The organism is Candidatus Gracilibacteria bacterium, from assembly GCA_028687475.1.
Taxonomy (GTDB): domain Bacteria; phylum Patescibacteriota; class Gracilibacteria; order BD1-5; family UBA2023; genus STC-74.
In genome coordinates this window covers 60,008-86,264 of the sequence record JAQUAB010000005.1, presented here as the reverse complement: position 1 = coordinate 86,264, position 26,257 = coordinate 60,008, and the positions used below count along the sequence as shown (strand labels likewise).

At 39.8% G+C, this 26,257-nt stretch carries 21 protein-coding genes and 1 pseudogene; 10 read left to right on the top strand and 12 right to left on the bottom strand.

Annotated features, from left to right (window positions below; genetic code table 25):
- Positions 1-4: 4 nt before the first annotated feature.
- Positions 5-667, bottom strand: a complete 663-nt coding sequence (gene rplJ / locus PHY14_05140) for a 50S ribosomal protein L10 (GenBank protein ID MDD2694268.1) — start codon at positions 665-667, stop codon at positions 5-7.
- 337 nt (positions 668-1,004) lie between these two features.
- On the opposite strand from rplJ, the gene PHY14_05135 reads away from it, so the two are divergent.
- The 4 genes from PHY14_05135 to PHY14_05120 all read left to right on the top strand — a co-directional run bounded on the left by PHY14_05135 (position 1,005) and on the right by PHY14_05120 (position 4,593).
- Positions 1,005-2,891, top strand: a complete 1,887-nt coding sequence (locus tag PHY14_05135) for a transglycosylase domain-containing protein (GenBank protein MDD2694267.1) — start codon at positions 1,005-1,007, stop codon at positions 2,889-2,891.
- A gap of 63 nt (positions 2,892-2,954) precedes the next feature.
- On the top strand, positions 2,955-3,521 hold the full coding sequence (gene gmk / locus PHY14_05130; protein MDD2694266.1) for a guanylate kinase: 567 nt from the start codon (positions 2,955-2,957) through the stop codon (positions 3,519-3,521).
- Positions 3,521-4,252: a UPF0489 family protein gene (locus PHY14_05125; GenBank protein ID MDD2694265.1), complete on the top strand. Its 732-nt coding sequence runs from the start codon at positions 3,521-3,523 to the stop codon at positions 4,250-4,252. Before gmk ends, PHY14_05125 begins: the two co-directional genes overlap by 1 nt.
- 20 nt (positions 4,253-4,272) lie before the next feature.
- On the top strand, positions 4,273-4,593 hold the full coding sequence (locus tag PHY14_05120; GenBank protein MDD2694264.1) for a hypothetical protein: 321 nt from the start codon (positions 4,273-4,275) through the stop codon (positions 4,591-4,593).
- Here PHY14_05120 and PHY14_05115 read toward each other — a convergent pair.
- Entirely contained in the window at positions 4,590-4,808 is a 219-nt protein-coding gene (locus tag PHY14_05115) for a hypothetical protein (protein ID MDD2694263.1), read from the bottom strand. The genes PHY14_05120 and PHY14_05115 overlap by 4 nt on opposite strands.
- Positions 4,809-5,033: 225 nt before the next feature.
- Here PHY14_05115 and smpB point away from each other — a divergent pair, with 225 nt between their 5' ends.
- Both smpB and PHY14_05105 read left to right on the top strand, forming a co-directional pair.
- Positions 5,034-5,486 (top strand): SsrA-binding protein SmpB, encoded by a 453-nt coding sequence (gene smpB, locus PHY14_05110; GenBank protein ID MDD2694262.1) that lies wholly within the window; start codon positions 5,034-5,036, stop codon positions 5,484-5,486.
- Between the two features lie 355 nt (positions 5,487-5,841).
- Positions 5,842-7,200 carry a hypothetical protein gene (locus PHY14_05105; GenBank protein ID MDD2694261.1) on the top strand — a complete coding sequence of 453 codons (1,359 nt, stop codon included), beginning with the start codon at positions 5,842-5,844 and terminating at the stop codon, positions 7,198-7,200.
- A gap of 37 nt (positions 7,201-7,237) precedes the next feature.
- Here the strand turns inward: PHY14_05105 and PHY14_05100 are convergent, their stop codons facing one another.
- From PHY14_05100 to PHY14_05085, 4 genes are all read right to left on the bottom strand, one after another.
- Positions 7,238-8,188, bottom strand: a complete 951-nt coding sequence (locus tag PHY14_05100) for a thioredoxin domain-containing protein (protein MDD2694260.1) — start codon at positions 8,186-8,188, stop codon at positions 7,238-7,240.
- Between the two features lie 124 nt (positions 8,189-8,312).
- On the bottom strand, positions 8,313-9,296 hold the full coding sequence (gene tsaD / locus PHY14_05095; GenBank protein MDD2694259.1) for a tRNA (adenosine(37)-N6)-threonylcarbamoyltransferase complex transferase subunit TsaD: 984 nt from the start codon (positions 9,294-9,296) through the stop codon (positions 8,313-8,315).
- Between the two features lie 8 nt (positions 9,297-9,304).
- Positions 9,305-9,775, bottom strand: coding sequence for an HIT family protein (locus tag PHY14_05090; GenBank protein ID MDD2694258.1), 471 nt, complete (start codon positions 9,773-9,775; stop codon positions 9,305-9,307).
- Between the two features lie 136 nt (positions 9,776-9,911).
- The gene (locus PHY14_05085) at positions 9,912-10,994 is read right to left on the bottom strand and encodes a hypothetical protein (GenBank protein ID MDD2694257.1); all 1,083 of its coding nucleotides are present in this window, start codon (positions 10,992-10,994) and stop codon (positions 9,912-9,914) included.
- A 143-nt stretch (positions 10,995-11,137) separates the two neighbouring features.
- Here PHY14_05085 and PHY14_05080 point away from each other — a divergent pair, with 143 nt between their 5' ends.
- From PHY14_05080 to PHY14_05070, 3 genes are read left to right on the top strand one after another with little or no spacing between them, the layout of a single operon-like run.
- Complete coding sequence (locus tag PHY14_05080) at positions 11,138-16,963, top strand: MG2 domain-containing protein (protein MDD2694256.1); 5,826 nt, start codon at positions 11,138-11,140, stop codon at positions 16,961-16,963.
- Between the two features lie 47 nt (positions 16,964-17,010).
- The gene (gene nrdR / locus PHY14_05075) at positions 17,011-17,457 is read left to right on the top strand and encodes a transcriptional regulator NrdR (GenBank protein ID MDD2694255.1); all 447 of its coding nucleotides are present in this window, start codon (positions 17,011-17,013) and stop codon (positions 17,455-17,457) included.
- On the top strand, positions 17,444-18,424 hold the full coding sequence (locus tag PHY14_05070; protein ID MDD2694254.1) for a hypothetical protein: 981 nt from the start codon (positions 17,444-17,446) through the stop codon (positions 18,422-18,424). The genes nrdR and PHY14_05070 overlap by 14 nt, the downstream gene beginning before the upstream one ends.
- 9 nt (positions 18,425-18,433) lie before the next feature.
- Here the strand turns inward: PHY14_05070 and PHY14_05065 are convergent, their stop codons facing one another.
- The 4 genes and pseudogenes from PHY14_05065 to PHY14_05050 all read right to left on the bottom strand — a co-directional run bounded on the left by PHY14_05065 (position 18,434) and on the right by PHY14_05050 (position 21,825).
- Positions 18,434-19,996 (bottom strand): hypothetical protein, encoded by a 1,563-nt coding sequence (locus PHY14_05065; protein MDD2694253.1) that lies wholly within the window; start codon positions 19,994-19,996, stop codon positions 18,434-18,436.
- 174 nt (positions 19,997-20,170) lie between these two features.
- Positions 20,171-20,542 (bottom strand): hypothetical protein, encoded by a 372-nt coding sequence (locus PHY14_05060; GenBank protein MDD2694252.1) that lies wholly within the window; start codon positions 20,540-20,542, stop codon positions 20,171-20,173.
- A gap of 91 nt (positions 20,543-20,633) precedes the next feature.
- Positions 20,634-20,936 (bottom strand): hypothetical protein, encoded by a 303-nt coding sequence (locus tag PHY14_05055; GenBank protein ID MDD2694251.1) that lies wholly within the window; start codon positions 20,934-20,936, stop codon positions 20,634-20,636.
- Between the two features lie 580 nt (positions 20,937-21,516).
- Positions 21,517-21,825, bottom strand: a pseudogene (locus PHY14_05050) (DnaJ domain-containing protein).
- Positions 21,826-22,044: 219 nt separating this feature from the next.
- On the opposite strand from PHY14_05050, the gene uvrC reads away from it, so the two are divergent.
- A complete protein-coding gene (gene uvrC / locus PHY14_05045) occupies positions 22,045-23,988 on the top strand; it encodes an excinuclease ABC subunit UvrC (protein MDD2694250.1) in 1,944 nt (647 codons plus the stop codon).
- Between the two features lie 72 nt (positions 23,989-24,060).
- Here the strand turns inward: uvrC and PHY14_05040 are convergent, their stop codons facing one another.
- Together PHY14_05040 and PHY14_05035 are read right to left on the bottom strand one after the other, a co-directional pair.
- Positions 24,061-25,284, bottom strand: coding sequence for a hypothetical protein (locus tag PHY14_05040; protein ID MDD2694249.1), 1,224 nt, complete (start codon positions 25,282-25,284; stop codon positions 24,061-24,063).
- 4 nt (positions 25,285-25,288) lie between these two features.
- Positions 25,289-26,083 (bottom strand): site-specific DNA-methyltransferase, encoded by a 795-nt coding sequence (locus PHY14_05035; protein MDD2694248.1) that lies wholly within the window; start codon positions 26,081-26,083, stop codon positions 25,289-25,291.
- Between the last annotated feature and the right edge of the window lie 174 nt (positions 26,084-26,257).

Here is a 26,257-nt window from a genome sequence, read left to right as displayed (position 1 = left end):
AAAATTATTCAGCTTTTGGTTCTTCAGCAGCAACTTCTGGAGCTGGAGTTTCTTCAGCAGGAGCAACAGCAACTTCTTCAACTTTTGGAGCTTCAGCAACTGGAGCTGGAGTTTCTTCCTTGGCAGGAAGAGAGGCAGTGAGATCACTCACCTTTGTGAGACCCTTTGTCGTGAGATCCTTTCCAGCAGCATCGAAGAATCGAGCAAGACCAGAAAGTGGAGACATCATAGAACCAAGGAGTTTCGCGAGAAGAACTTCACGAGAAGGAAGTGTTGCGAGCTTCTTTGTCTCAGTTGCGTCCATAAGACGACCTTCGATATAGCCAGCAACGAATACCATCTTTTCCTCCTTTCTCCACTCTGTTGCATATTTATTCGTGATTCCGAATGGAGCGATAGCATCACCCTTACCGATGATAAGAGCAACTTGACCAGGAAGAGTCTCGAGATCGAGAGCAACACCGTAGACATTCTGGAATGCGATACGAATAAGAGTTTTCTTGGCAATAAGAACGATAGCGTCAACAGCTCGAAGATCCTTCTTGAGAGAAGAAATTTCGAGAACAGTTACCTTTTGATTTGATGTGAATGCAACTGATTTTGCCTCCTTGAGGTGAGCCTCAAGAGCAGCAAGTTGTTCACTTTTTCGAGCGCGAGAAACGGCCATAAATGAAAAATTATGAATTATGAATTATGAATTATGAATTATGAATTTCATAAACTTCTGACGAAAAGCGAAAAAAAATCGCGCTTATCGCACGAACGGAGAATCAGGAGAGATGAGAGATGAGAGATGAGAGATGAGATTTTGGGAAATCTTATATCTTATATCTTATATCTTATATCTACGGAACCGTCCATCTCGGTAGGCTATTTTTATCCAAAAGGAACCTACTGTCTGCGATAGAAGTGTGGCGATTATATAGAAAAATATTTATTGTCAAACAAAAATTTCCCGTTCTTCTATTTCTCGATATACTTTGAATCATCGAATAATCGATTCTATGAAGAAATTTCTTGCTCTCATTTTTGCCATTGTTTTTGTGTATATTTCCTATACGGGACTTCTTTTTTATTTCGCTCCAGAGCAATATCTGAAAAATGTCGGAAATATACGAATCCTCGATAAAAAGGGAGAAATCCTCACGGATATGAGTCTTCCATGATGATATAGTACTCACTATACTGGCTCGCTCGATAATGCTCTGGTGCGATGAATCATCAGTATCGAAGATGGAAGATATTATGAACATTCATGAATAGATATCATCGGAAAAATCGGAGCTATCAGAGAAAACTACAATGCTGGAACGATTGTACGATGAGGATCAACTCTCACGGAACAATATATCAAGAATATATATTTCCCAGGAGAAAAACGAACGATTCAGCAAAAAATCCGAGAAGCATTTTCTGCTACTATTCTCGGCTTCAAGTATAACAAAGAGCAAATTCTCAGAAAATACCTCGATTCCGTCTATATGGGAAATGGACTCTATGGAATCCAGAGCGCGATTGATGTCTATTTCTGATGAGAAAATCCAGATACGCTCACAGAAACCGAAATCGTAGAAATCATCACACGAATTCATAGTCCAAACATCGGAACCGATGGCAAAAACTATGCAGAAAAAGTGAGTCAGAAACTCTATGGAAAGAGTTTTTCTGGAGAACTGACGCGAACAGAGAGAAAAATCGGAATCAATACATTTTCCCATCTCACCACAAGAATACAAAAAGAAATCGCATCATACTGCCAATGAAGAGAGAATAATCTGAAAATGTTCGTGCAACAGATACCAGAAAAAATATGCCTCGCAAATTCTCTTGATATACAGACAACGATTGATAAAAACCTTTCTCTCTTCACACGCAACACGCTCGAAGGCATCGTTCAATCTCTCGATCATGAAAATGTACACAATGGAGCAATCTATATTCTCAATCCAAAAGACAACATTATCCTGACATATATCGGAAACAGAACCAATCTCTCGAAAGAAAATGCTATAGATATGATCCAGGAACGCCGATCCGTATGATCAGTTCTCAAACCTTTCATCTATAATCTCGCAATCGCAGGTGGCGCTGATGGAGAATCACTCATTATGGATGATACGAAAGTCTACAATACCGAACAGGAAGATAAAAGTTTCGTTCCAGAAAACTACGTACCAAAATCATATGGCCCCGTGCGTCTCAAGGAAGCCCTTGGAAATTCACTCAATAGTGCTAGTGTTCGCCTTTCTGAATCAATCGGAATCGGGAAGATATATGATACCTATAAAAAAAGTGGGCTCAAACTCGATCATGATGCTGGATATTATGGCTATGGAATTGCGCTCGGAAGTGTCGAACTCACACTCGAGAATGTTGTAGAGTGATATACTTCCCTTCTTTCTCTCAATGATGGTTCTCATTTTCTCCTCTATAACATCCTATCAGATGGAAAGAATCGCGCAAAAACATTCGGTATATCGAGTATCCTGAATACCTCAATCCCAATAGCCGTAAAAACAGGAACGAGTACTGACTTCCATGATAATTGGACTATCTGATATCATCCAGATGCAATCATCGGTGTATGGGTCGGGAATGCAGACCAGAGTCCCATGCAAGACGTCTCATGAGTGAGCGGTGCAGGACCGATTTTTCATCACATTGCCGAATATATGATAGCAAATGGAATGATAGAAAACAGAGAGCTCACTATCCCAGAATGAATCGAAAAAACTACTATTTGTCTCGATAACTCCTGTATGAGAAAGGAGGAATGATTCCGATGGAAAAATATGACGAATCTCTCACGGATTCTCGAAAAAAGATTCTACAAATCAGAATTTATCACTCCACTGACAGATGAAGAAATCGAGAAATGGAAAATACGATAAACCTTATAACTCTGACTCTTTCGTGTACTCTTGCAAAAACCTATTTTTCTCTATAATCCAAACATGAAAAAAAATAAAGTATTCATTCTCTCAGGTCCTGCTGGTGTCGGGAAAAATACACTCTGGGATACAGTACGTCCAATCTGTGAAGAATATATACAAGAAAGTATTAGTATGACATCACGACTTCCTCGCCCCGGAGAAACAAATGGAGTTGACTATTACTTTGTAACTCAAAAGGAGTTTGAAGAAAAAATACATAATCATGAATTTCTTGAATATGCAATTGTACATACGAACTACTATGGTTCACTAAAAAGTGAACTCGAACGTATTACAAAAATATGAAAGACACCAATATATATTATTGAACCTCAAGGCATGACTCACCTCAAGCCACTCATGGAAGAAGAATGATATAAAGTAATTACTATTTTTCTGTTGCCTCCTTCCATCGATGAACTCAAACGCCGACTCCATGGTCGTGGAACAGAGACAACAGAACAATTCGAGATTCGACTTGCAACTGCCATGACTGAGCTCGAACAACAGGATTTTTATGATATTCGTCTGGTGAATGACGATTTCGAAAAAGCCAAAGAAGAACTGATTGCTATCCTCAATATGTAATGCTGTACGAAAAAGAGAATATCATCATGGAAAGAGTTGGAAATAATGCCTTTGTTTGGGAGGAACGGACACAGAAATATGGAAAATCCCCGATTCTCACTATTCCAAGTCTTATTGAGTGAGATATTTCTCTCGTGCAAATCGGGGAAAATATTGTTTTCGAAGAAATAGAGAATGGAAAACTGAGATCTTGTGTAGGACTCAAGAATTTTGTGCAAATATACTCATCTATCCCACCAATCACCATCTTCGACAATCACAATCACGCTCTCTACTTCTGGATTGATGCCGTGAGAAGATGAATCATACAACCATGATTCGAACTCATACACATCGATGAACATTCAGATCTCTGGGAAAATGAGAATGATTTCGATCTCGAAAAAGCTCTGGAAAATGAAGAATATTCTTGGGAATTTACCAATCTTTTTTGTAATGTTGGTAACTATATCCAACCCGCGCTCAGAAGTGGGCTCATCGGAAAAATGATTCGCATCGAGAACGAGACAGAAATCGAGGAATACATGGACTATTCTCCAAGTGGAAATACTGTTCTCAATCTGGATCTCGATATCTTCGCTCCTGAACTCGACTTCATCAGAGAAGAAAAAAAGATGCAATTGATTCGAAATTTGCTTCAGAAAGTAGATTGCGTTACAATAGCCACAAGCCCTTATTTTATCGACCAATGAATAGCCATAAGGAAATTACAGAACATCGTGAAGAAATAATCAAAGAACTCATATCTCATATGAATAATGAGGAAATAGCTTATCTATTAGCTTGCCTTAATATCACGATATTTTCCTTTGGAGATTCACCCAATATAAACAAAGTGAAAAGTCTGAAATTCAATGCAAAACTCGATTCATGAAAAGACATACAACAGAAATGGGACGGAACAATTGATGCTTTTTTATCTATATATGACAAAACATGAAAAGATCCAAAACTATTAAATATATTTTTACAATTAGTTCAAGAGAACCTACTGGGAAAAACTAAATCTTCAAGATTAACACATGAGATTAGAACAACAGTTTCTACATTAGAAAAAACTCCATCAAATTAATGGAGTTTCTTTTTTTTCTTCTCATCTCTGGTACGGATGTACTTCAGATGATCAGGATCATGATGGTCATGCGGTGGATGTTCAGAATGAGTGCTATTGAATCCAGCATTCTCACGATTGTCTGATTTCTCGGATCAATCAGCATATACAGGGAGAAATGCGCTCGAGAGAAATGCAAAAACGGGAAATGTTATGTATATGTATATTTTTTTCATAGTCGAATAGAATGAGGAAAGAGAATTTATTCTCTTATCAGAATGAATGATGACTTCCTAAGTTTGGAAAATCTGTATGCAATACAGTGAAGAGGACGAAAGTATGCTTTCGTTTTTCCAAACTTTGATGAGTCTATTTTACCACATATTATTATATTGACAAGTACATTTTTTATTTTTCTGTAAAATATAGACATTTTCACGCAATTCCATATAATCCCGCCCATGTGAAAGCAAACAAACACTACCATTGCTGAAAACCGAAAAGCCCTTTTTGATTATGAGATCATCGAGGAATTTGAAGCAGGGATTGTGCTCGCTGGAGCAGAAGCAAAAAGTATACGCCTCGGACAAGTCAATCTCAAGGGTTCCTATATCAACACCCATTCTGGACGACCGATTCTCGTCGGGTGTCACATATCCGAATACAAGAATAATTCCACAACAAAACTTGACCCAAAACGCGAACGACTCCTCCTCCTCTCGCAGAAAGAAATCCTGAGACTCTCGCAGAAAGTCAAAGAAATGGGTGCAACGGTAGTACCCATCGAAATATATAGCAAAGGAAATCTCTTCAAGGTGCGTATCGCCCTCGCAAAATGACGAAAGAAATGGGAAAAGAAACAAGTACTCAAAGAACGCGACCTCGAAAGAGAAACAAAAAAAGTGTGGGGGTAAATTTAAAATCTATTCGTTCCCAATTTTGCTTCTTTCTTTTGTGAGTTTTAGTTTTCTGTCGACGAAGTTTCCCGCTCATAAGCTTCGTTATGCGAATTTCTTGTATGTGTCCATGAAGATTTCCGTAAAAAATCACAAACTGTTTGAGGTGAAACCGAGTTTTTGTGATTTAGGAAATCGAGTGGAATACACATACGGAAATGAGACATAGAAGCTCAAGAACTTTTGGTACTTTTGGTTACAAAAGTACGTTCTGTATAAGAAATACTAGATTCCTGAACAAGTCAGGAATGACAGGAACAAGATTTCTCCATTCCACTACACTCCAGTCGAAATGACAATAATTTCTATTCTTATGATCAATCCCCGCTTCGTCGACTACTTCCGTGAGAACTTTTTCTCAGAGAAACCTGAAGAACTCCAGGAATTCCTCGCATCCATCGAACTCTCGATTCCTCGAACGATTCGTATCAAGCCCGATATGATAGAGGAAGTGAAAATTCGTCTCGAAAAAGATGGTTGGATTCTTCATCCGACGAATGTTTTCAATGTATTTTCTCTGGATCGCAGAGAAGACTTCGACCCGCTCGAGCGACGTATCGGTTTTTCTCTCGATCACTTGGTCGGGAATTTCTATATCCAGGAACTTGCAGCTGCCCAACCCGTTGATATTCTTGCGGATCATACAATTCAAGAAAAGAATTTCCTCATCTTAGATTTGGCCTCCAGTCCTGGTGGAAAAACCACTCAACTTGCAGAATATTTCCCGAACTCATTCATTATCGCAAACGAACCGACGCGCGAACGTATTCCTCAACTGCTCCAGAACCTTGAGCGCATGCACACGCCGAATGTAGCCATTACCCTCTATCCTGGACAATACTGGAAAAATTTCCCTGAGACTTTCGACCGAATTCTTCTCGATGCACCATGTAGCGGCGAATGAACCCTCTACAAGTGTACTGATGCTGTAAAACACTGGCATCTGAAGAATATCAAGCAAATTGCAAGACTTCAGGAACGACTCCTTGATGCGGCACTCCATGCACTGAAGGTGGGTGGTGAGATGATATATTCCACCTGTGCACTCAATCTCCTAGAGAACGAATGAGTCGTGAATGCCATGATGGAGAAATATCCAGGAGCCTTCGAAATACTCTTTCAGAAAAAATACTGGCCACACATCGATAAAACTGGCGGATTCTTCGTAACCAAGATACAAAAAATCGCTTCCCTTGAGAGAAAAGAAAGCGAAGTAGATAACTCATGGAAAACTGAAAAGAAATCCTCATTCAAAACCTCAAACACTGCGCTCGGACGATTCCATGGACGACTCGGTGAATGGAAAGAAATAGAATGAATCACTCTTTATGAACATGAAGGGAAAGTCCTCGCTGTCGCGAATGCAAAAGTCGGAGAACCACTCCGTGAGAAGATATTCCCTATGCGCTACGGGGAATATATCGGGAATATCGTGAATGGGAAATATGAACCGAATATCTGGGCATTTCCATTTCTCGACACTTCAAACACTGAGAAATATACACTCCAAGATGAGGTCGAACTCGATATGTATCTCCGAGGAAATCCTCTCGAAAGTGATGGAGAAGATGACTATGTTCTCATCGAATACGAAGGAGTCCCCATCGGACTCGAGAAGAGAAAAGAAGATATGATCTCGAATCGGTTTCCGAAAGACTGGCAGAGAAAATAAAAACCTCCAATTGGAGGTTTTTATTTGGGAAGAAAAATTACTTCATCAGTTCATCAATCTTCTGTGTAAACGTCTCATATGGATACGCTCCAGCAACAGTGTCATATTTCCCTGTTTTTCTGTTGATGATGAGAGTTCCAGGTGTACCATCGAGAGAGAATGAGCTTGCTTCAGCTGTCTGAGCCGCGAATATATCTTGAGTTTCTTTATTATCATAACATGTTTGCCATTTTTTTGTATCAATCTTGAGTGATTTTGCAAGGTCTGCGAGCTTCGATACTGCATAGACATTATTCCCATCTGGAGATCCTGCGAGAATAGCATTGTAGTACTGGATATACGCGAGATCGCCACCAACTTTCTGAGCACAGAGGGCACCAATAGCCTTCGCTTCAGTACCTGGATGATTCACCCCACGACTATTTTTGAAGACGAAATTCACTCCTGAACCATATTGAGCAAGAAGTTTTTCTTTGAGTTTTGTAGTATGATATTGTTTGAGACAGTACGGACATTCCATATCAGAATATTCGATGACTGTAATATCCGCATTCACATCTCCTTCGATAGCAGCATTTTCTGCGATTTTTGCTATCTTTGTAGCATCAAGAGTTTTTGATAGATCAACAGTGGTAGTAGTATTCGTTCCTGTAGAGCCGCCGATATCTCCACCCTGTGATTTGAGATATTCCTTGAGCTGAGGAAGTGTTTGTTTGAACTGGATAAGTTGTGCTTGAGTGAGCATATCATAGTTCTCTTTTCCTCCTACTTTGTCGTATTCTACTTCGAGAACCGCGCGTTTCATGCCGAGAGTATCACTCGTCGAAGAAAATGAAAATGTATATCCCATAAGAAGATATACTGCTATAGCATTGAGCGCAATAGAAATAACGAGAACACTGAGTATGAGAACATTACTGATTCATCCATTTTGAGAATTGGATATTCGAGAAACTTCATCTGTATGAACTTTTTTTGCTGGTGTCATAAGAAAAATATAAAGAATAAATACGAAAGAATTTTAGGAGAAATGCTGATAAAATCAACGAAAAAAAAGAAATCTCTTTGACAAACAAAGAGCTTCAGTATTAGAAAAGTGCTATTTTGGATTTCTAAGTATTTTTTATGGTGTAATATGCTCGAATTCAGACCATGGCCGCATTATCCATGGAATAGAGATTTTTCTTCGGTGCAATGAAGGCATATCATTTCTCCTGGGCCTTTCGGGAAATCATATCTCGCAATCTTGTATTCGCACTCACTCCACCAGCAAGGCAGAGAAATGAAATATTATATTTTTCTGCTGCAGCAATAATTTTATCTGAAAGAATCATGGTTATCGCTTGCTCGGATGCATACGCAATCATCTCCATATCACTTTCCGTAATTTTTCCAAGGGTGTCAATATATCGTTTCACGGCGGATTTCATTCCAGAGAAAGAAAAGTCAAAAGAATCTTTCTCCAGATAGGAACGTGGAAAAAGAGTCTTTGCCTGATTTTTCTCCGATTCTGACGCACGAATATCGAATGCTTCGGAAAGTTTCGCGATTTTTGCACCGCCAGGAAAACCAAGCCCCATCATTTTTGCAATCTTATCGAAACATTCCCCCGCTGCATCATCACGAGTCTGACCAATCAGTTCGAATTCATCTATACTTCTCCAGAGGTAAATCTCTGTATGTCATCCGGAAACGGTCAAAGTCACGTTCGGGAAATGAATATCATCCGTTTCGCGCTCGAGAAAATTCGCGAACATATGTGCTTCGATATGATTCACCCAGATAAGTGGTTTCTCGAGTGACAATGCGAGTGTTTTGGCAACCGTCATTCCTGTCAGAAGCGATGGAAGAAGTCATGGTTCGCGAGTACAAGCGATATAATCCATATCTTCGAGATGGAGTCCTGTCTCAGTCAGAACATCCTCAATGCAAGGAAAAATCGCATTCGCATGACTACGAGCAGCAACCTCCGGAACAACACCACCAGTGACATCATGTTCGAGTTGGGTTCGAGTCGACATGGCAATACATTCACGATCCCGGAGAATCGCGACAGAAGTATCGTCACAGGATGTTTCGAAAGCAAGAATATACAAAATAGGAATTATTTAAAAGAACATTGTAATTCAGGATACTCTCAAGATATTCTTTTAAGAATAGGAATAATCTTAGATCATTCACTCATTCTTTCATCCAGAGAAACTTCTCTGGTTCATTGCAAGCTTACTTGTTCTCATTTCTCAGCAGGAATGAGATGCATATGATAATGATTTCGTATTTCAAATCATGACACGTGTTCACCGATCTTGAGTGTATCATCAATTTTATATGCTTCTTCTAATGCTCGAATCACCAATTGTTTTACTAATCCAAATTCAGATAGCTCCTCTCTACTAAATTGACTATATTGAACTCAACATCGTCTTGGAATAATGAGAGTATGTCCAGGTCTTGCAGGTTTATTTGTCAGTATTACAAAGAAACGTTCTGTAGTTAATAAGATAACACCTACTACTTCTCATGATAATATCTGAGTAAAGATACTTCTATTAAATGTATTTTCATGGTATTTCATAATCTCTAATTTAACTAAATAATCAAAAAAGTAAAATTATAGTATTTCATAAACTCGAAGTGTCTCAATCTGCGGAGAAGTATCGTCACAGGATGTTTCGAAAGCAAGAATATACATAATTGAATTTTGAAAAGAGCTATACGAATCCGAGTTCATGAAGCACTTTTTTTGCTTCTATTTTAGAGAACTCTTGGAATTGGGAATGAAATCATACTTGAATCTGAGCATTCATCATGATATAAGGAATTCCCTCATCTGAAAGCCATTTCCGATGAATCGGACGGACGGAAAGTTCGACACTATAACGTTCTCGGAATTGTTCTTGGACATACTGACGAATATCACGATGAAGTGCGGGTGGGAGAAAAAATGGAGTATATTTTTCACCTCATTTCTCTGAGAAATATACCTGGTGATCCCGATGAAGAATCAATACCACACGAGCATCAGGAATAGGAAATGTTTTTGTAGCTTTTATTTCCTGTGGTTCTAGTGATCACTGAGTATTATAGAATACCCCTGACCGTATCGGATAATTCTCCCAATCTATATTCTGGGGATTCTTCAGATCCATCCCAGAAGAGAAATCCATAAGTGCATTATTGAGAGCACGGACTGTCTGTATTCGATCAGCTATTCCGTTTTTCTTTGCGATAAAATCTCGAAAATTCTCTTCTATTTTTTCTTTCTCTTCGAGTGAGAGCTTCTGATCCTTTCTCCCATGGTAATACCGAGAAAATACTTTCTCCAGATTCGTATCCCATGCAAGATACGGTTCACCCAGCCCAAATGCGAGAATCGCGCGTGCTGTATATTCTCCGATTCCTGGGAGTTTTTTGAGATGAGCTATATCTCTTGGAAAAATACCTGCATTTTCATCTACAATTTTTTTCGCGGTTTTGAGAATATTTCTCGCACGAGAATAGTATCCCATTCCCTGATAATACGGAAAGAATTCATCATAATCAGAATGAGCAAGAGACTCCATATCCGGATACCGTTCGAGAACTCTCTGAAAATACCCAATCACTCGATCCACTTGTGTCTGCTGGAGAAATATCTCTGAGAGCCAAACCCTATAGAGCAGATGTTCGGAAGATATTCCTCATATATTTCATGCAACAGAATAATCCCGCCAAGGAAGATGATGACGACCATTTTTTTCGTACCAAGAAATGAGGGTTTCCCAAGGGAATGAAAAATCAATATTTTCAGACATAGATGGATATTAGTTATTTTTCGATTTTCTGCAATCCAAAGCGCTCGGAAAAGTCTAGAGAAATCCACTATTTTGTGTTGCAAAGGCGTACCAAAACACTATAATCAGGAAAGTTTAAGCGTATTTCAATCATCTTTTCACCTATGCGCACACTGAGTCGTATTTTCCTCCTTCTTCTCGCACTTATCTGAGTCGTCGCGCTCGGTTATTATGCTTACGTCCTTGGTGCCGAGACGCTCACCTATCCATTTCTCGGATCAGATGAGCAAAAAGGTGACACGCTCGATCTCGTTGTTGCGCGACCAAAGTTCATCGTCAATCTCACGGGAGGACCAATCATCGATGAGAAAGCGATCCGAGAATCACTTCAATTTGGTACATCTGCTCTCATAGATAATCCATCAATTTCGGGAGAATATTCTGTGACTATTTCTGGTGAACATATACAGGTTTTTTATCCTGGTCTCGAGAAATGACAATCCATCACACTCAATTCGGATACATATAATGAGAAGAAAACAACTCGTTATCGACTCCCGCGAGATATCACACTCACTCCACTCGAATATCCAAGATCACTCAATATCACACCTGTTGGTACACCGCGCGACCGTACCTATGCGATTTCTATGTTCGGATTCGACAAGTACACTCCAGAGCATATTCGCTACTTCGTGAACTACGACAAAAATGTTGCCTGTAATCTCTCATCTTCTTGGCAAGAATTTTCTCCGATATTCCCGACGACAACAAAACCTCTGACCAAGAACGGGCAGATCATGAACATGAATGTGCAGTTTGATTATGATACCTCAAAATCTCATGTCTGTCTTATCGGTGGAGTGAATGGGGTATATCGTGTGCTCGAAGACAGAAATCTCGATGCTTTCGTAGCAACAGGATCAACCCTGGAAGTTCTCTCGCCAGAATACGATATGCAGAGTCGGATAGAATTCGATTTCTCCTATCCAATCTATGAAGATACTGGATCACTCTACAGTCCTGCATATATCGCGAATCGTTCCAATGCGAAAATCGCATTTCTCAAAAGTCTCAATATCAGTCCTGATATTGCTGTCACTCCAGATAATCTTGTTCTCACTCCAGATCATGCAATTCTCACACTTCCGCTTGCAGAGGGAAAAGAAGTGACTTTCTCTCTCACAAATCTCACAGATATCTATGGAAGAAGTATAGATCTACAATACACCATCACTCCGAAACAAGAACCATTTCTTTCTCTGAAATTCCCTGACAATCGCACCTACTATAGTCCGAATGAAGCAATACCAACGAAGCTCTATGCTCTCAAGGCTCCAAAGAATGCCTACAGTGTCAAACTGTGTCATCTTCCACTCGAATCATACGCTCGTATGGAACGCATACTTGCCGATAGTTTAACTGGTTCTTCACTCGATGCGGTATATAGCACGCTTCATGGAAGTGATGCATATGGTTGTGTCAAGAAAGATGTCAACCTCACGTCTACAGGATACATGTCAACATTTGATGTCAGAGAAATAGTCGCCTGAGGAAAATTCGATCCGGGTATGTATATTCTTGCATTCACCAATCGAGACGATATCAATGGATTCCAGAAGCCGGTAAAACCACTTGTTTTTACCGTTATGGATAGCCATATCACGATGAAGGTTGATGCGAGTGGCAAGATGATGTTTCTCGTGACAGATATCAAGACGGGAGAGCCAGTTGCCAATCAAGAAATAACCGTCATGAGAAATGTAACTCGCACATATCATGAACAGTGGAATCAGAATACCAATGAGACAACTCGCGAATATATTCCTCTCACTTCCCAGGCATTCGCGACGGGGGTTGTGCTCGGACGCACGAATAGTGAAGGTTTTCTCGATGTGTCTCTGAGTAGTCTCTCTTGACTCGATAGATATGAATCGAGTCCATATAGTCTCTCATTCGAGAGTTGGTGGGAATACGAGGGACGATATGAGAGCTTTCTGGTGCAATCGAAAGATAGTAACAATCATCTCTGATACCTCGTCAGTACGTGGAATGATGGAATCACTGGCTACAATTTCGGAATGAAAGAATCCGACTACTCCTATGAGACTCGATCAAAATACACTGCATATCTCCATACTGAAAGAAAACTCTATCTTCCTGGCGAGACCGTACATATCCATGGAATTATCCGAGAAAATAGCACTGCACTCAAGGTTCCTGGAGACGTCTCATTCAATGTTATAGTCTCAGATAGTATGGGAAAAGAAATAAGTAGACTTGCCCTGAAGCCAAATGAATTCGGTACCATCAGTGCCGATCTCAATCTCGGAAAAGATGCAACGCTCGGAATGTATACTATTTCCCTTGCGACTCTCGATCAGACAGAATACGTACAAAATGGTTGGGCAAACTTCCAAGTGGAAGTCTTCAAGAATCCAACCTTCACCGCAAACGTAGAACTCAGAAGTCCTGATATCGAAAATGGAAGCATCAAAAATCTTCGTAAGAAAGTAAATACTGATCCGAACAATCCTTGGTATACTGATATGTATGAAGGGAAATTCGCACTCGAAGGCGTAGTGAAAGCAAAATACTACAATGGTACTGAAATGAAGAACACACCATTCACATATCGAATCTATCGAAGTGAATACTACGCGGATGATTATTGGACGGACTGTTTCTGGGGATGTTATTATGAACCTTCTCTCGAATACTACACCGAATGAACGGGCATGATAGATCAGGATGGATATGGTGTATTCAGTGTGCCAGTTGATTATACTTCATTCTATAGTGACTATCAGTACACAGCAGAAATCATCGTCAAAGATCCTCTTTCTGGAGAAGAAGTTACCACACCAAGTACACTGGTTGTCAAACTTCCTGCAGAATACAAATCATTTTCTCCCAATAATCCCCTCACATTCACACCGAAGAAAAAAATCCTCCAAAATGGAGAAGAACTTCAGTGAAACCTGAAGCCAGAATATGGTTCTTGGGATGCGAGTCTCACAGGAAAATATACATATGAAATCGTCTATCGTGAGTATAGGGAAACTCCTGTTGACGATATCCGTGCTGGAAAAATCAATGTCACCACCAGTGCTGACCGAGTCATCGCCAGTGGTGCAGTGAGCAGTGATACATTCACGAAAAAACTCATCGCATATCCATCATGAGAATATCTTTTCCGCGTCTCACCGATAGCGCTCTCATGAGCCACAGTTCCTGATTCTGCCGTTTCAGAGACAACATTCTATGTAGCTGGAGATATGACGAACATGAAGGGTTCAGCACTGCGAGTCATTCCAGAAAAAACCGTCTACAAACCAGGAGAAACCGCGCGAGTCCTTGTAACAGTTCCCTTCACAGGTTCACATATTCTTATGACCGTAGAAAAGTGAGGGGTTATCAACCATGAATATTTCACTCTCTCAGGCAACACTTTCACACGAGAATACAGAGTCGATGATACCATGATTCCGAATGCATACATTGGAGTTGTCGCATTGAATCCATCTTCTCCAGAATCGAACCGCAGCTACGCTGTTGGTTATGGAGAAATCGTATCAGATTATACCGAGAAAAAAGGAAATCTCACACTCAATCCTGATAAAGAAACCTATAAGAATCGCGAGACGGTCAATCTCGATATGACACTCACTGATCGTTCTGGAAATCCACTCCAATGAGAAGTCGCCGTCATGGTCGTCGACGAGAGCCTTATTCGCCTTCTCGGAAATATCGATCTCGATATTCTCCCGAAATTCTATCAGAAATACCCATTCACCATGAAGACAGCGCTTTCATTTATTGGTATTGAGCGCAATCATTGGCTCTCGAGAAAATGATCCAACGGAGGAAGTGGAGATAAGGGTGGAGCAGGAAATGAGATAGCATCGCGTTCCCTCTTTAAAAATACTGCCTACTATAATCCAAGTGTTCGTACGAATGCTTCTGGAAAAGCCAGTGTCCGATTCGAGCTTCCAGATAATGTGACCGATTATCGTATCATCGCCATCGCCAATACCAAGGATGCACATTTTGCGGTGAGTGAGAAAACCATTCAGGTTCGCAAAGACTATGTGATCGAGACACATGCACCGATGATTCTTCGTCCGAGTGATTCGAGTACCATCACCGCCAGCGTCTTCAATTCTACGAAGAAAATCACTGGAGCCACTCTCACTGCTATCATCGGAACTGGATCAAGTGTTATCCGGAAAAATCTCGAAGTAACACTGAATCCAAATACATCCATTTCTCGAGATTTCCCCTTCTCAGCACAAGGATGATGGTCAGGAGATGTTCCATATACGATAGAACTCCGAGAAAAAGAGACACTTCTTGATAGCTATACCAGCTCATTTCGATTTGCACCAATTCCTGAGATAGAAAGCACGTCTCGCGCTATTCTTCTCTTTACAGGAACTTCCCTCTCATACAGCTTACCGAAAACGGATTCTGGCACTGATTTCGCAAGTTCCAAGGTCTCCATCAGTATTTCTCCATCCTATGCCACCCAGCTCTCTGAAGCCATAAAGTCTCTCGTACAATATCCATACGGTTGCATCGAGCAAACGATTGGTTCTACTCTGCCAAATGCCCTTGCTCTCGCATTTTCTGATTCTCTGGGTATCAATATCGATCGTGCACAGGCCACAGAGAACGTCAAAAACGGACTTGCGAAAATCCTTCGCATGCAACACTATAGTGGCGGTTGGGTATACTGGGAGTGAGAGAATGAAGCAGAAAGTCATATTACACCATATGTTCTGAGATCTCTCGTGACATTCAAAAATCTCGGACAAAAAGTTCCTGATGAAACGCTCGAAAATGGCGCCAACTATATCATCAACAATCTCTCTACCTATCGAGAAGATGAGAATAGTTTTGCGGAAGCCGTGTGGACTCTTGCACTTCTTGGTCGTACACCAGAAGCACTCGAAAACTGGAAAACTATCAATACGAGTAAGCTTTCTCGACATGGATATCTCGCATATGCCTATGCCGCCCATGTTCTCACTATTTATTCCCCAGAGATAGCGATGAAGCTCGATAATCTCATGTTCGCAACAGGATCGACGAATGATTATTGGTATTGGGATAAAAACGCTGACGAGTGAATCTATGCACAACTTCTTATCGACCGTGGTGATGATGTGAAAGCATTAGCACTCATCGACAGGATTGTGCGTGATGCTGATCTCACATCATACTATGTCTCGACGCAAGCGAAAATCCAGATATTCCGAGCGCTCGTGAAACAAGCGAATAAGGCTTCTAATGCTATCTCGAAGAAACATGCTATGGCACTTCGTGGTGATGCTATTATCGCTGATGCAACTCTCACCCCTGAACATCCAATAATGCAAATCGATACCACTCGTGAGAAAATTGGTTCTACACTGACACTGAAACGAGATGAGAGTAAACTTCCTCTCTATATCACTATCACGACTCGTGATCGAACCAAGAGTATTCTCGATATGCCAGCAAAAAGCGCTCTCGGTATGAGTATTTCTCGAACGTTCGAACTTATTGATGAATCGAAAGGTATAGAAAAAGATGGAACATTTGTCTCGGCAACTCCAGTGAAAAATGGAACATTCCAGAAATGAAAACTCTATCGAGTTACTCTCAAATCGACTATTCCTGGAAATACGAATCAGTACAATTCTTGGTACAATCTCACGATAGAAGATTTTTATCCTGCTGGTTGGAGACCGATCAATTCGAACTTCAAAACGGAAAGTGCCATGACACATTCGAATTCGAGTGACTGGTGGAACTATACCGAATCACGAGATGACCGCATGCTTACGCATGTTGATTATGGATATGGTAATGAGCGGATATACACATACTATGTTCGTCCGAATACAGTATGAAATTACCTCCTTCCTCCTGCAACTTCCTACTTCATGTATCGTCCAGAAGTCCATGCATATACGAAGTACGAAAAAGTTCAGATTACAGAATAATTTTCCCTGCATCAGTTTCCCTATCTTATCCCTTATTTTCTCTCAGTATGAAATGTCCGAAATGTAAGAATCTTGATACAAAGGTGATCGACTCACGTACAACCGAAGATGGAAAGGCAATCCGTAGACGTCGAGAATGTGAGAAGTGTGGTGCCCGATTCACCACTTTCGAACGTCTCGAATTCGTCTCATTCATGGTGACAAAATCATCAGGAGAGAGTGAACCATACGACCGCGCAAAAGTCGTGAATTCTATGATGAAAGCACTCGTAAAACGAGAATACAATCCTGAGAAAATCGATAATGTCATCAATGCACTCGAGAATGAGTGGGCACAGAACAAGCAATGAATCACTTCGAAACGAATTGGACGTGATATACTCCGCAAGCTCCGTGACCTCGATGAAGTCGCATTTCTCCGATATGCTTCTATCTACCACAATCATGAGAACGTTCGAGGATTTGTAAAATTTATAGAAGATGAGCTCTGATAATATCATCACACGAGTTTCTCTGAGAAATACCTTTCTCCAGGCTCCACTGATATCTCACGAACTTCATGAGATAATCCGAGATGTGAATGAACGCGGGAAAAAGATACTTATTTTCCATAATCGACGCGGTTCTGGAAGAGCCTGGATTTGTCGTGATTGCTCACACATCATCATGTGTCCTTATTGTGATATTGCCCTCGCATATCACACATCACCAACGAAGAGACTCATATGTCATCAGTGCAACTATGTATCCGTCATTCCGCACGAATGTCCGAAATGTTCATGATATGGATTCGATGCGATTGGTATTGGTATCCAACGTCTTGAGACGGATATTCAGAAACTCTTTCCAGATATCACTCTTTCACGTATTGATTCGGATAACAAGAAAGAACGGAAAAATATTTTCTCCCTCATCGAGGAAAGCAATATTATCCTCTCGACCTATTCTGCGATTGGTATTATTCAGAATCCCGAAATAGAATACGTCGTATTTGCACTTTTTGAATCTGACCTCACCATACCCGAATACCAGATGGAAGAAAAACTGTTCCATGTTTTCGATTATGCGAAAAAATCAGGAAAAAATATCATCATCCAAACGGAACTCGAGAAACATACTCTGCTCGATATTTGTATGGAAGGAAATTATAAAGATTTTCTCTCCTATATGAGTACGGAACGCAAGAACTTCAATTACCCACCATACACCAACTTCGTCACGCTCCGTATTCATGATCCATCGAAAACGAAAGTACAAGATATTGTCGCAAAACTCGTGAACAAAATTGAGATTATGAAAGATGATTCTGTATTTCTCGCATTCGACAAAGATATCTGGAACAAGACGCATGATGTCTGGTCACAAAAAATCATCCTGAAAGGAAAAAACATCATGAATCTCCTCCGCGAACTCGAGGTGGAGATTATTAGAAATCGATCTGTAACGCTTGAATGGAATTAGAACTCTGTACTAGATATCGATCTCATCTTTTTTCTGGATACTCCATCCAAGTATCGCTAGAATACCAATACCAAAAAGAATAAAGAATCCTTGATAACCGAGCACTTCGAGAATAAATCATCCGAAAACTAGTCCGATAACATTGGCGGCATTCTGGAGGATTTTCATTGGTCATGCCGAAGCATTGGAATCTATTTCTTGCAGTCCCATAGTTTCTGCATATACCTTGTTATAATGATCAAGAAATCCATTCTGTCCGAGTGCCATACCACAAGCATATCAGAGACTATTCACAAAGGCACAAGAAAGCACTGCAACTGGACCAGCATTGCCAATTATCCCCATGACGATAAGTGATATTCCAGAGAGTCCGAGTCCTACCATTGCGACGGTCTTTATCCCGACTTTCTCTGCGATTCTCACCATCGTTTCTTGTAGTGCGAGAGCTGGAACTGCAATACATGCGAGCAAAATATAACTCCAACCAGGCTTCACATTATTGAGAAAGTCGATGAGAAACGTAGAAGCAAATGTATCCCAGAATCCAAAAATCAACACCAAAGTCATAGTCCAATATATAACCATATACATCGGAACATGGAACATGATTTTGCGAATAATCTGTGCTGAATTTCGTGTATCTATAAATAATTGCGACCAACTAAAAGACGATATTTGTTTTTCTCTCGGTTTCAGAAAAATATATTTCGTGTTCTGAAGTACCTTCGGAAGATCAACCGCAGAAATCTTCTCACTGACGTATTCTCGAATATTTTCCTTATTGAGTTTCGATACAGCAATAGTGAAAGAACTAATATCACTGAGTTCGATAGTCTCATTCGCATTATCGAAAAAATGAGACGTAAAAAAGAACAGTGCAATGATAACCACCCCCAGAGACAGGACAGCGAAAGTCGGATTAATCGACAAAATCGCTCAGGAAACAATCAATCCTGAGAGAGTACCAATACCAAATGTGATATTATTTCGCGCAAGGATTTTTCCGTATTCACTCGGGCTCGCATGTGAGAGAATGTATCCATATGTCGCGATATCATTGATCTCTTTGGTGAGACCATAACAAATCGATGCAATAAGAATCAATATCCAGTTCAATATATTTCCAAAAAACCAAGCAATAACCGACTCAAAACCTTCAGGAACGACAATCTTCGATATATCTCCCACAACACTGAAGAAATTATAGATAAAACTAAAAAATATTGCTGTTGCTATAAGCTGAGAGATAGTCGCTATAATAAAAAGACGTTTCGTAGAAAAATATCGTTGGAGAATCCCCACTGGAATATCGATGAAAAAAGCAAAGGCATTTGCAATACCGAGAAATATACCAACGAGGGCGATGCTCTTTAATTGGAATGTGAAGAAAAACACAACCGAAAAATGAAATATCATCCATACAAAACCCTGGAATGCATTGTTGATATAGAAATTCTTGAGTTTGTATCCATCCAGAGGTGTGTTCGCAGAAATCATGACAGTATTACCAGATATCTGCTTTTTTTCTGGGACAGCTCATGTTCATGATGTTTCCACACTATTTTCAGTCATAGATAATGATTGCAATGCAAAATAAACCGTATTATTTGAGCGGTTCTCTTGCAAGAGGTTAAAGCATTCCTTCTGACCAAGGAATATAAAACGAGTATATCATGGTATTACTCAAGACGCAAAAAGACACAAGAATTTTTTCTTGCGTCCTTGTATGGATATGTTTTAGTTACTTTAGTCTTCGATTTGTGCGATACTTCGAATGAGATTGAATTTCTGAGCCTGATGGTATTTCTGTACAGATTCGAGTTCGATACGCGTCTGTTTTTGTTTCTTGAATTTCGCAAGGCGAGCTTCTGCTTCATGTGCTGTCTGAGCATCTTTCAGTGTATCAATCATCTCAAGTGCCTCATCGAGAAGCATTTTATTCGCTGCATCGATCTCCTTGCGCACCATAATCATCTCGATGAGATATTTGTCCCAATTCTCGAGGATATGATACTGACGCTCTGGGGTCAATGCATCAAAAATCACTGCAATATTGTGACAATCTTCTTGTGACAATGGACAACGTTCGAGAAGCGTGAGAAGACGAGCATTGGTCATGACTCTGGTACAATGAAGAGATAGAACGGAGTCAAAAAAACTGATACCTTTTTATTGTATCAGTTTTTGGAGTTTTGCAAATATTTTTGATTTAGGCTACTTTCTCGTCTGGTTGCCCAAATGTGTCATCATTAGCACTCAATTTGGAAGAAATCTGATTTTCACCAAGAATAGAGCGAACCGCTCGTGGAAAATTATTCCCACGCATTATCTGGAGATAATGCTCAATAACTTTCAGAATCTCAGAGAAAATATCAGGAGACGTTTCTTTCTTTTCTTTTTTGAGAACCTCTACCAATCGAGTATTCCCATTCTTGAGAAGTACATCGATCACGGTCTCAAATCTTCCTTCTGGAGAGTCTGGACGAGAATGAAGTTTTACAACATTATTCATAGCAGTATTCTATCAGAATATTTTACTTATTGCAAATATTTATACGAAATAAATAAAAATATGCAATAGTTCTTCTGATTGCTTGGGATTATCATCTTTTCTCTCGAAAAATCAAGAGAAATTTTTACTTTCCCATATTTTCCAGAGTAGTAAAGGATTATATCTGATAGCGAATCGCCTCAATCATCTTCTCTGTCTGAGTATCGAGTGGCATTTTCGGCATCTTCGCATCGACGATGACGTACATATCCCCTATTTTGCCTTCCATCGTGCGTCACTTCCCTGATATCTTGAACTTGGTTCAGGGCTTCGTGCCCGCTTTTACCTTGAGTGAGAGATGTTTCCCATAGACAGTCTTCACATCGATGCTCGTATCGAAAAGAAAATTGAGAAAAGGAATCTCCACCGTCTCGGTCACATCGAGATTATCTGGTTTCTTTGCTTCTTCACGATACTCTGGTTCAGGATTCCTGCGAGATCTGCTCTGGGCACCACCCATACCTCCGAAGAGATCTCAGATATCGAATTCGAGATCCTGAGATTGCCCACGACGACCGCCAGCACCTCCGAACTGAGAGAATATATCTCAGAAATCAAAACCCTGGGCACCACCAGAAGAGAATCATCCACCAAACGGATTCCCACCAGCACCTCATCAGAATCCTGAGAAATCCGCATTCCCGAACTGATCATAGTTCTTTTTCTTCGTAGCATCTCCGAGCACCTGATACGCCTCATTGATTTCCTTGAATTTGGCTTCTGCTTTTTTGTCACCCTTATTGCGATCAGGATGATACTGCATCGCCATTTTTTTGTATGCTTTCTTGATATCTGCATCAGAAGCTCACTTTTTGAGTCCAAGAAGTGCATAGTAATCTTTTGTAGCCATGGGTTGAGTTTATGAGTTATTTCCTTTGTCACTCCGTAGGAATCCCTTTCAAAATCACCTTTTGAAGATTTACTTCATATTTCTCATATAAGCAGAATGGAAAGAGATTCTCGTTCCGAGAATGACAGAAACATTTTATAGAAAAAATAGCACCTGTCAAAATGAGGTGCTTATATTGAGAAATTTGCCTATTTTCCCTATTCCAATAAAATGTCTCCCATGCCAAAAAAGACACTCTCAGAACATCTCGCATGAATCCTCACTCGTCTGCCGACTGCACCAGGAGTCTATCAGATGAAGGACAAGGATGGAAAAGTCATGTACGTCGGCAAGGCGAAGAATCTGAAGAATCGTGTAAAATCCTACTTCGAACGAACGACAGAACTCAGCGCTGCGAAGAAACAGATGGTCGCAAAAATCGAAGATATCGAGCTCATCATCTGTGAGACGGAAGTGGAAGCACTCGTACTCGAGACCAATATCATCAAGCACCTCTCGCCGAAGTACAATATCCTCATGAAGGATGACAAGAATCTCGCATATATCAAGATCACGAACTCTCCTGTCCCAGAACTCATCAAGACCCGACAGAAGTTCCGCGATGGAGGAGAATATTATGGACCATATGTGAGCGCTGTAGAGCAATCTGTTCGTGCAATCCGTCGGATATTTCGTATTCGCAATTGCAAGATGAAGTTCGCACGTGATAGAGGAGAAAAAATACTTATAACAGATAAGGCTGGAAGAACTATTCCTTGTATGGATTACTATATCGGGCTCTGCCCAGCACCCTGTGTCCTCGAATCTGGGAAGATGAAGGAACATGACGGCAATCTCGCACGGGCTCGGAGTTTCTTGCGTGGTGATTCTGATGAACTCTACCGAGAACTCGAATGAGAAATGATAGAGAAATCTCGAAATCTCCAATTCGAAGATGCGCAGAAAATCAAGGAAACACTTGAAGCCCTGAAGTGACTCCACGAACGACAGAAAGTCCGAGATATTCTCGAATGAAATGTGGATGTTTTTGTGCAGTATGAAAAGTATGATAAAACATATATAGGAATCACTCAAATTCGCAATAGTCAGATAATCGGAGTTCTCAGACATGAAGTCATACTCTGAGCTGACGAGAAGTCAGATATCATGACCCAATTCCTCCTGCGACAATATACTACCGATGGGAATAATGACGATACACCTGAACTCCTCCTCTGCCAGAATGAGATAGAAGATGAAGCACTCATAGAATTCCTGAAATCACAGAAAGTCACGGTCGAAGCTCCAAAAATCTGACCAAAGAATGAAATCATACTTTTCACACTCAACCAAGTGAGAGAGTATGCATATAAGAAAGAACTCTCATCACTCGAGAACAAGACGCTCACTCGAGAACATATGGTCAACGTACTTGAAAGACTCGGATATCCAGCACCGAAGAAGTGAGAAATCATATTCGAATGTTATGATATCTCTCATACCGATGGACACTTCACCTATGCTTCTCGTGTCGTCATCGTGAATGGGAAGGCAGAGACTTCTCGATACAAGAAATACAAGATCCAATCCCTGAAGGATGGAGATATCGACGACTTCGCATCTCACCGGGAAGTCATGAAGCGACGAACTCTCGAGTGACTCGAGATGAATAACTTCCCACACCTCATCATCATCGACGGAGGCAAGTGACAGCTCTCAAGCGCGATAGCAGGAATAGATGCGGGAATATCCAACTATAAATTATGAACGATAAACGATAAGAAAGTAGAGGATGAAAACTGAATATCTCATCGTTCATCACTCATAGATTATCGCTCTATTCCCCTCTGTTCCATAGCAAAGCGTGAGGAAGAGATATTCCTCCCTGGACATCGTGACCCTATCCTCTTCGAGAAATGAACCGGAGAACTCATGGTGCTCCAGAAGGCACGAGATGAATCTCATCGATTCTCCATCGGAGCGAATAAATCTGCTCGTATGAAAAGTATGAAGAAGAATATCCTCGAAGAAATACCAGGAATCTGACCGGTCACTCGTAAGAAACTCCTAAAAATAGCAGGAACTATCGATGAGATCAGGACTATCCCTCTCGAAGTCATGGAAACCCTCTGTACCCAGAAGCAGAGAGATATTCTCCGAGATCATGGGATATGGGGAGACTAAACTTTCTTGAATATAAACATATGTTCGTGCATGATGAGAAGAAAGTTATACTTCTCAGAATTTAGCAAAATACTATAAAATCTCCTTAAAGTATCTTATCCATGCATTTACAGTTTGAAGTCTTCGTTTTATCGTACTTCCACTAATTCTCCATTTATCAAAATCTTTCTCATCAACTAAATCAACTCCATATTTGTAGGCATCATGAAATATTTTTGAGGAAAATATAATCTTCGCAAGCTCAATGAGAAGTTCATCTTTTGATAATCAAGACAATTGTTCTCATCTTTCAGTGAGAGTTATGCTATCTCCTCGTTCATTCTTACAGAGACCAAGAAAACTCAATACAGAATAATAGTAATCTATCTGACGACTCACAATATCAAACTCCCTTGAGAGCTCATCTTTTGAATTATATCCACTGGATATGTATATAAACATAGATACCACCTTATCAAAATCATCTGCCTGAGGAAATGGAGCATCATAATTCAGAAATCATTCCTTGATTGGGACTTTTGATATCTCAAATACTTCAATATCAGGACGAATAAATTGAAACTGCTTTTCATTATTGCTATCAAGTATATATTCTCAGTTTGAGACTATATAAAATGGTATAAATCTAATAATATTGCGTTCATAGAGTAATACATGAGATCGTATTTCTTTATTTGCAACATGAGATTTCCAAAATAATTCAGGATAAAGAAGTTGCCTTATGCTAAGATTTCCCCTTCCTCACATCTTTGCTTCCACAAGGTTAATGGATGAGTCTCATTCATAACCACCATCAACTTCTATCTGTACTCATGAGATATTATACTTTGTAGAATTAAGAGTGAATCCGATTTCAGAATCAATTCTTATTCTTCATCTGATAGTCAAATATGATTTTTCTCAAAATACCTCATCCAATATTCAGTTTACGCCACATAGGTCAAGTATTTGTGATTCAGTTTTAATAGAAAATGGATCGATAGTATATATATCATCACGGACCATCATCTTTTTTATATTTTCAACACTTGATATCGGTGCAATTTTGATAAATGGATTAGTACGAGCGATTCTATATACTCAATTTGATATAGCAAGTATAGAGAGTTGATTTTCTTTCATAATCTGAGGTAAGACTTCTTCATAATCAATTTTTGTCATGAGTCTCGGCTCTCTATTTGAGATTCTTTTTATATCATCTGCAGTAATGTCATAATATCAACATTTATCCACAGATCCAAGTATCTGAAGTTTATTGAATATAATATCCCAGGCATCATGATTGAGGGTAGTCATAGAATTATTTGGAGTTGGATTTAATATCTTTGTACCGTTTAATTGTGAGATCGAGATATTCTTTATTTTGATCGATTCATATATATTTCCTTTCTCATATAATCTCTGAAGCAATGCCCGTAGTTCAAGATCAAGAAAAAGGATCAAGAATAATATCTTGATCCTTTGTAGACGCTATGATGATCCTTTTGAGAAGATCGATTGGCTTTTGTGTTGGATGCTTACCGTGTACTTTTTCCCAGTTCTTCGGTGGATGAACAGACCAGACAGATCGCATCTGAAGCCCAGGTTTTTTGATGCTATCCCCAGACCAATCACCATTTTTCATGGAGTTATAATCAAAGTAATGTTTTCATTTTTTACTCTTTCTCGCCCATATTATTGTCTCATGAGAAGCAGTAAAGAACCTACAAGAAAGATTTGGTGAAGCATTAGGCTTGAACCAAGATATATCATTAAGTATATGAAAACCAAGAATCTGAAGTGCATATCCACACTGATATATACTATGATATGTTCAAGATATCCAGATCGTTCAATCTGGTTTTAATATTCTTTTTGCTTCCTCTAACCAACGAATATGGAAAGCGAAATCATCTTCTGTTCCAGTAGATTTATCCCAATCTCATTTATCAACTTTTACCATTCGTCCTGCATGAACCGTCATTCATCAATTAGAGAGAAAATACGGAGGATCAGCAAATATCATATCAACAGTATTTTCTGAAAATTTCGACATTATTTCAATACTATCTCCATGATACAGTGCGAAATTGTTATCTTTGAAATATTGTCACATAAAAAGGCGTGCTACAGTATAAACACGCCAAAACATACAGTCTATAAAAATGGATCGATCCCACTTTTTGAGTGGGATACGTGAGTTTTGGCAAACAAAAAGGAGGACTCGCTCACCTTAATGTTCGCCAAAACTACAACTTCTTCCTATATTTAAAGACAGAAAGAGAGGAAA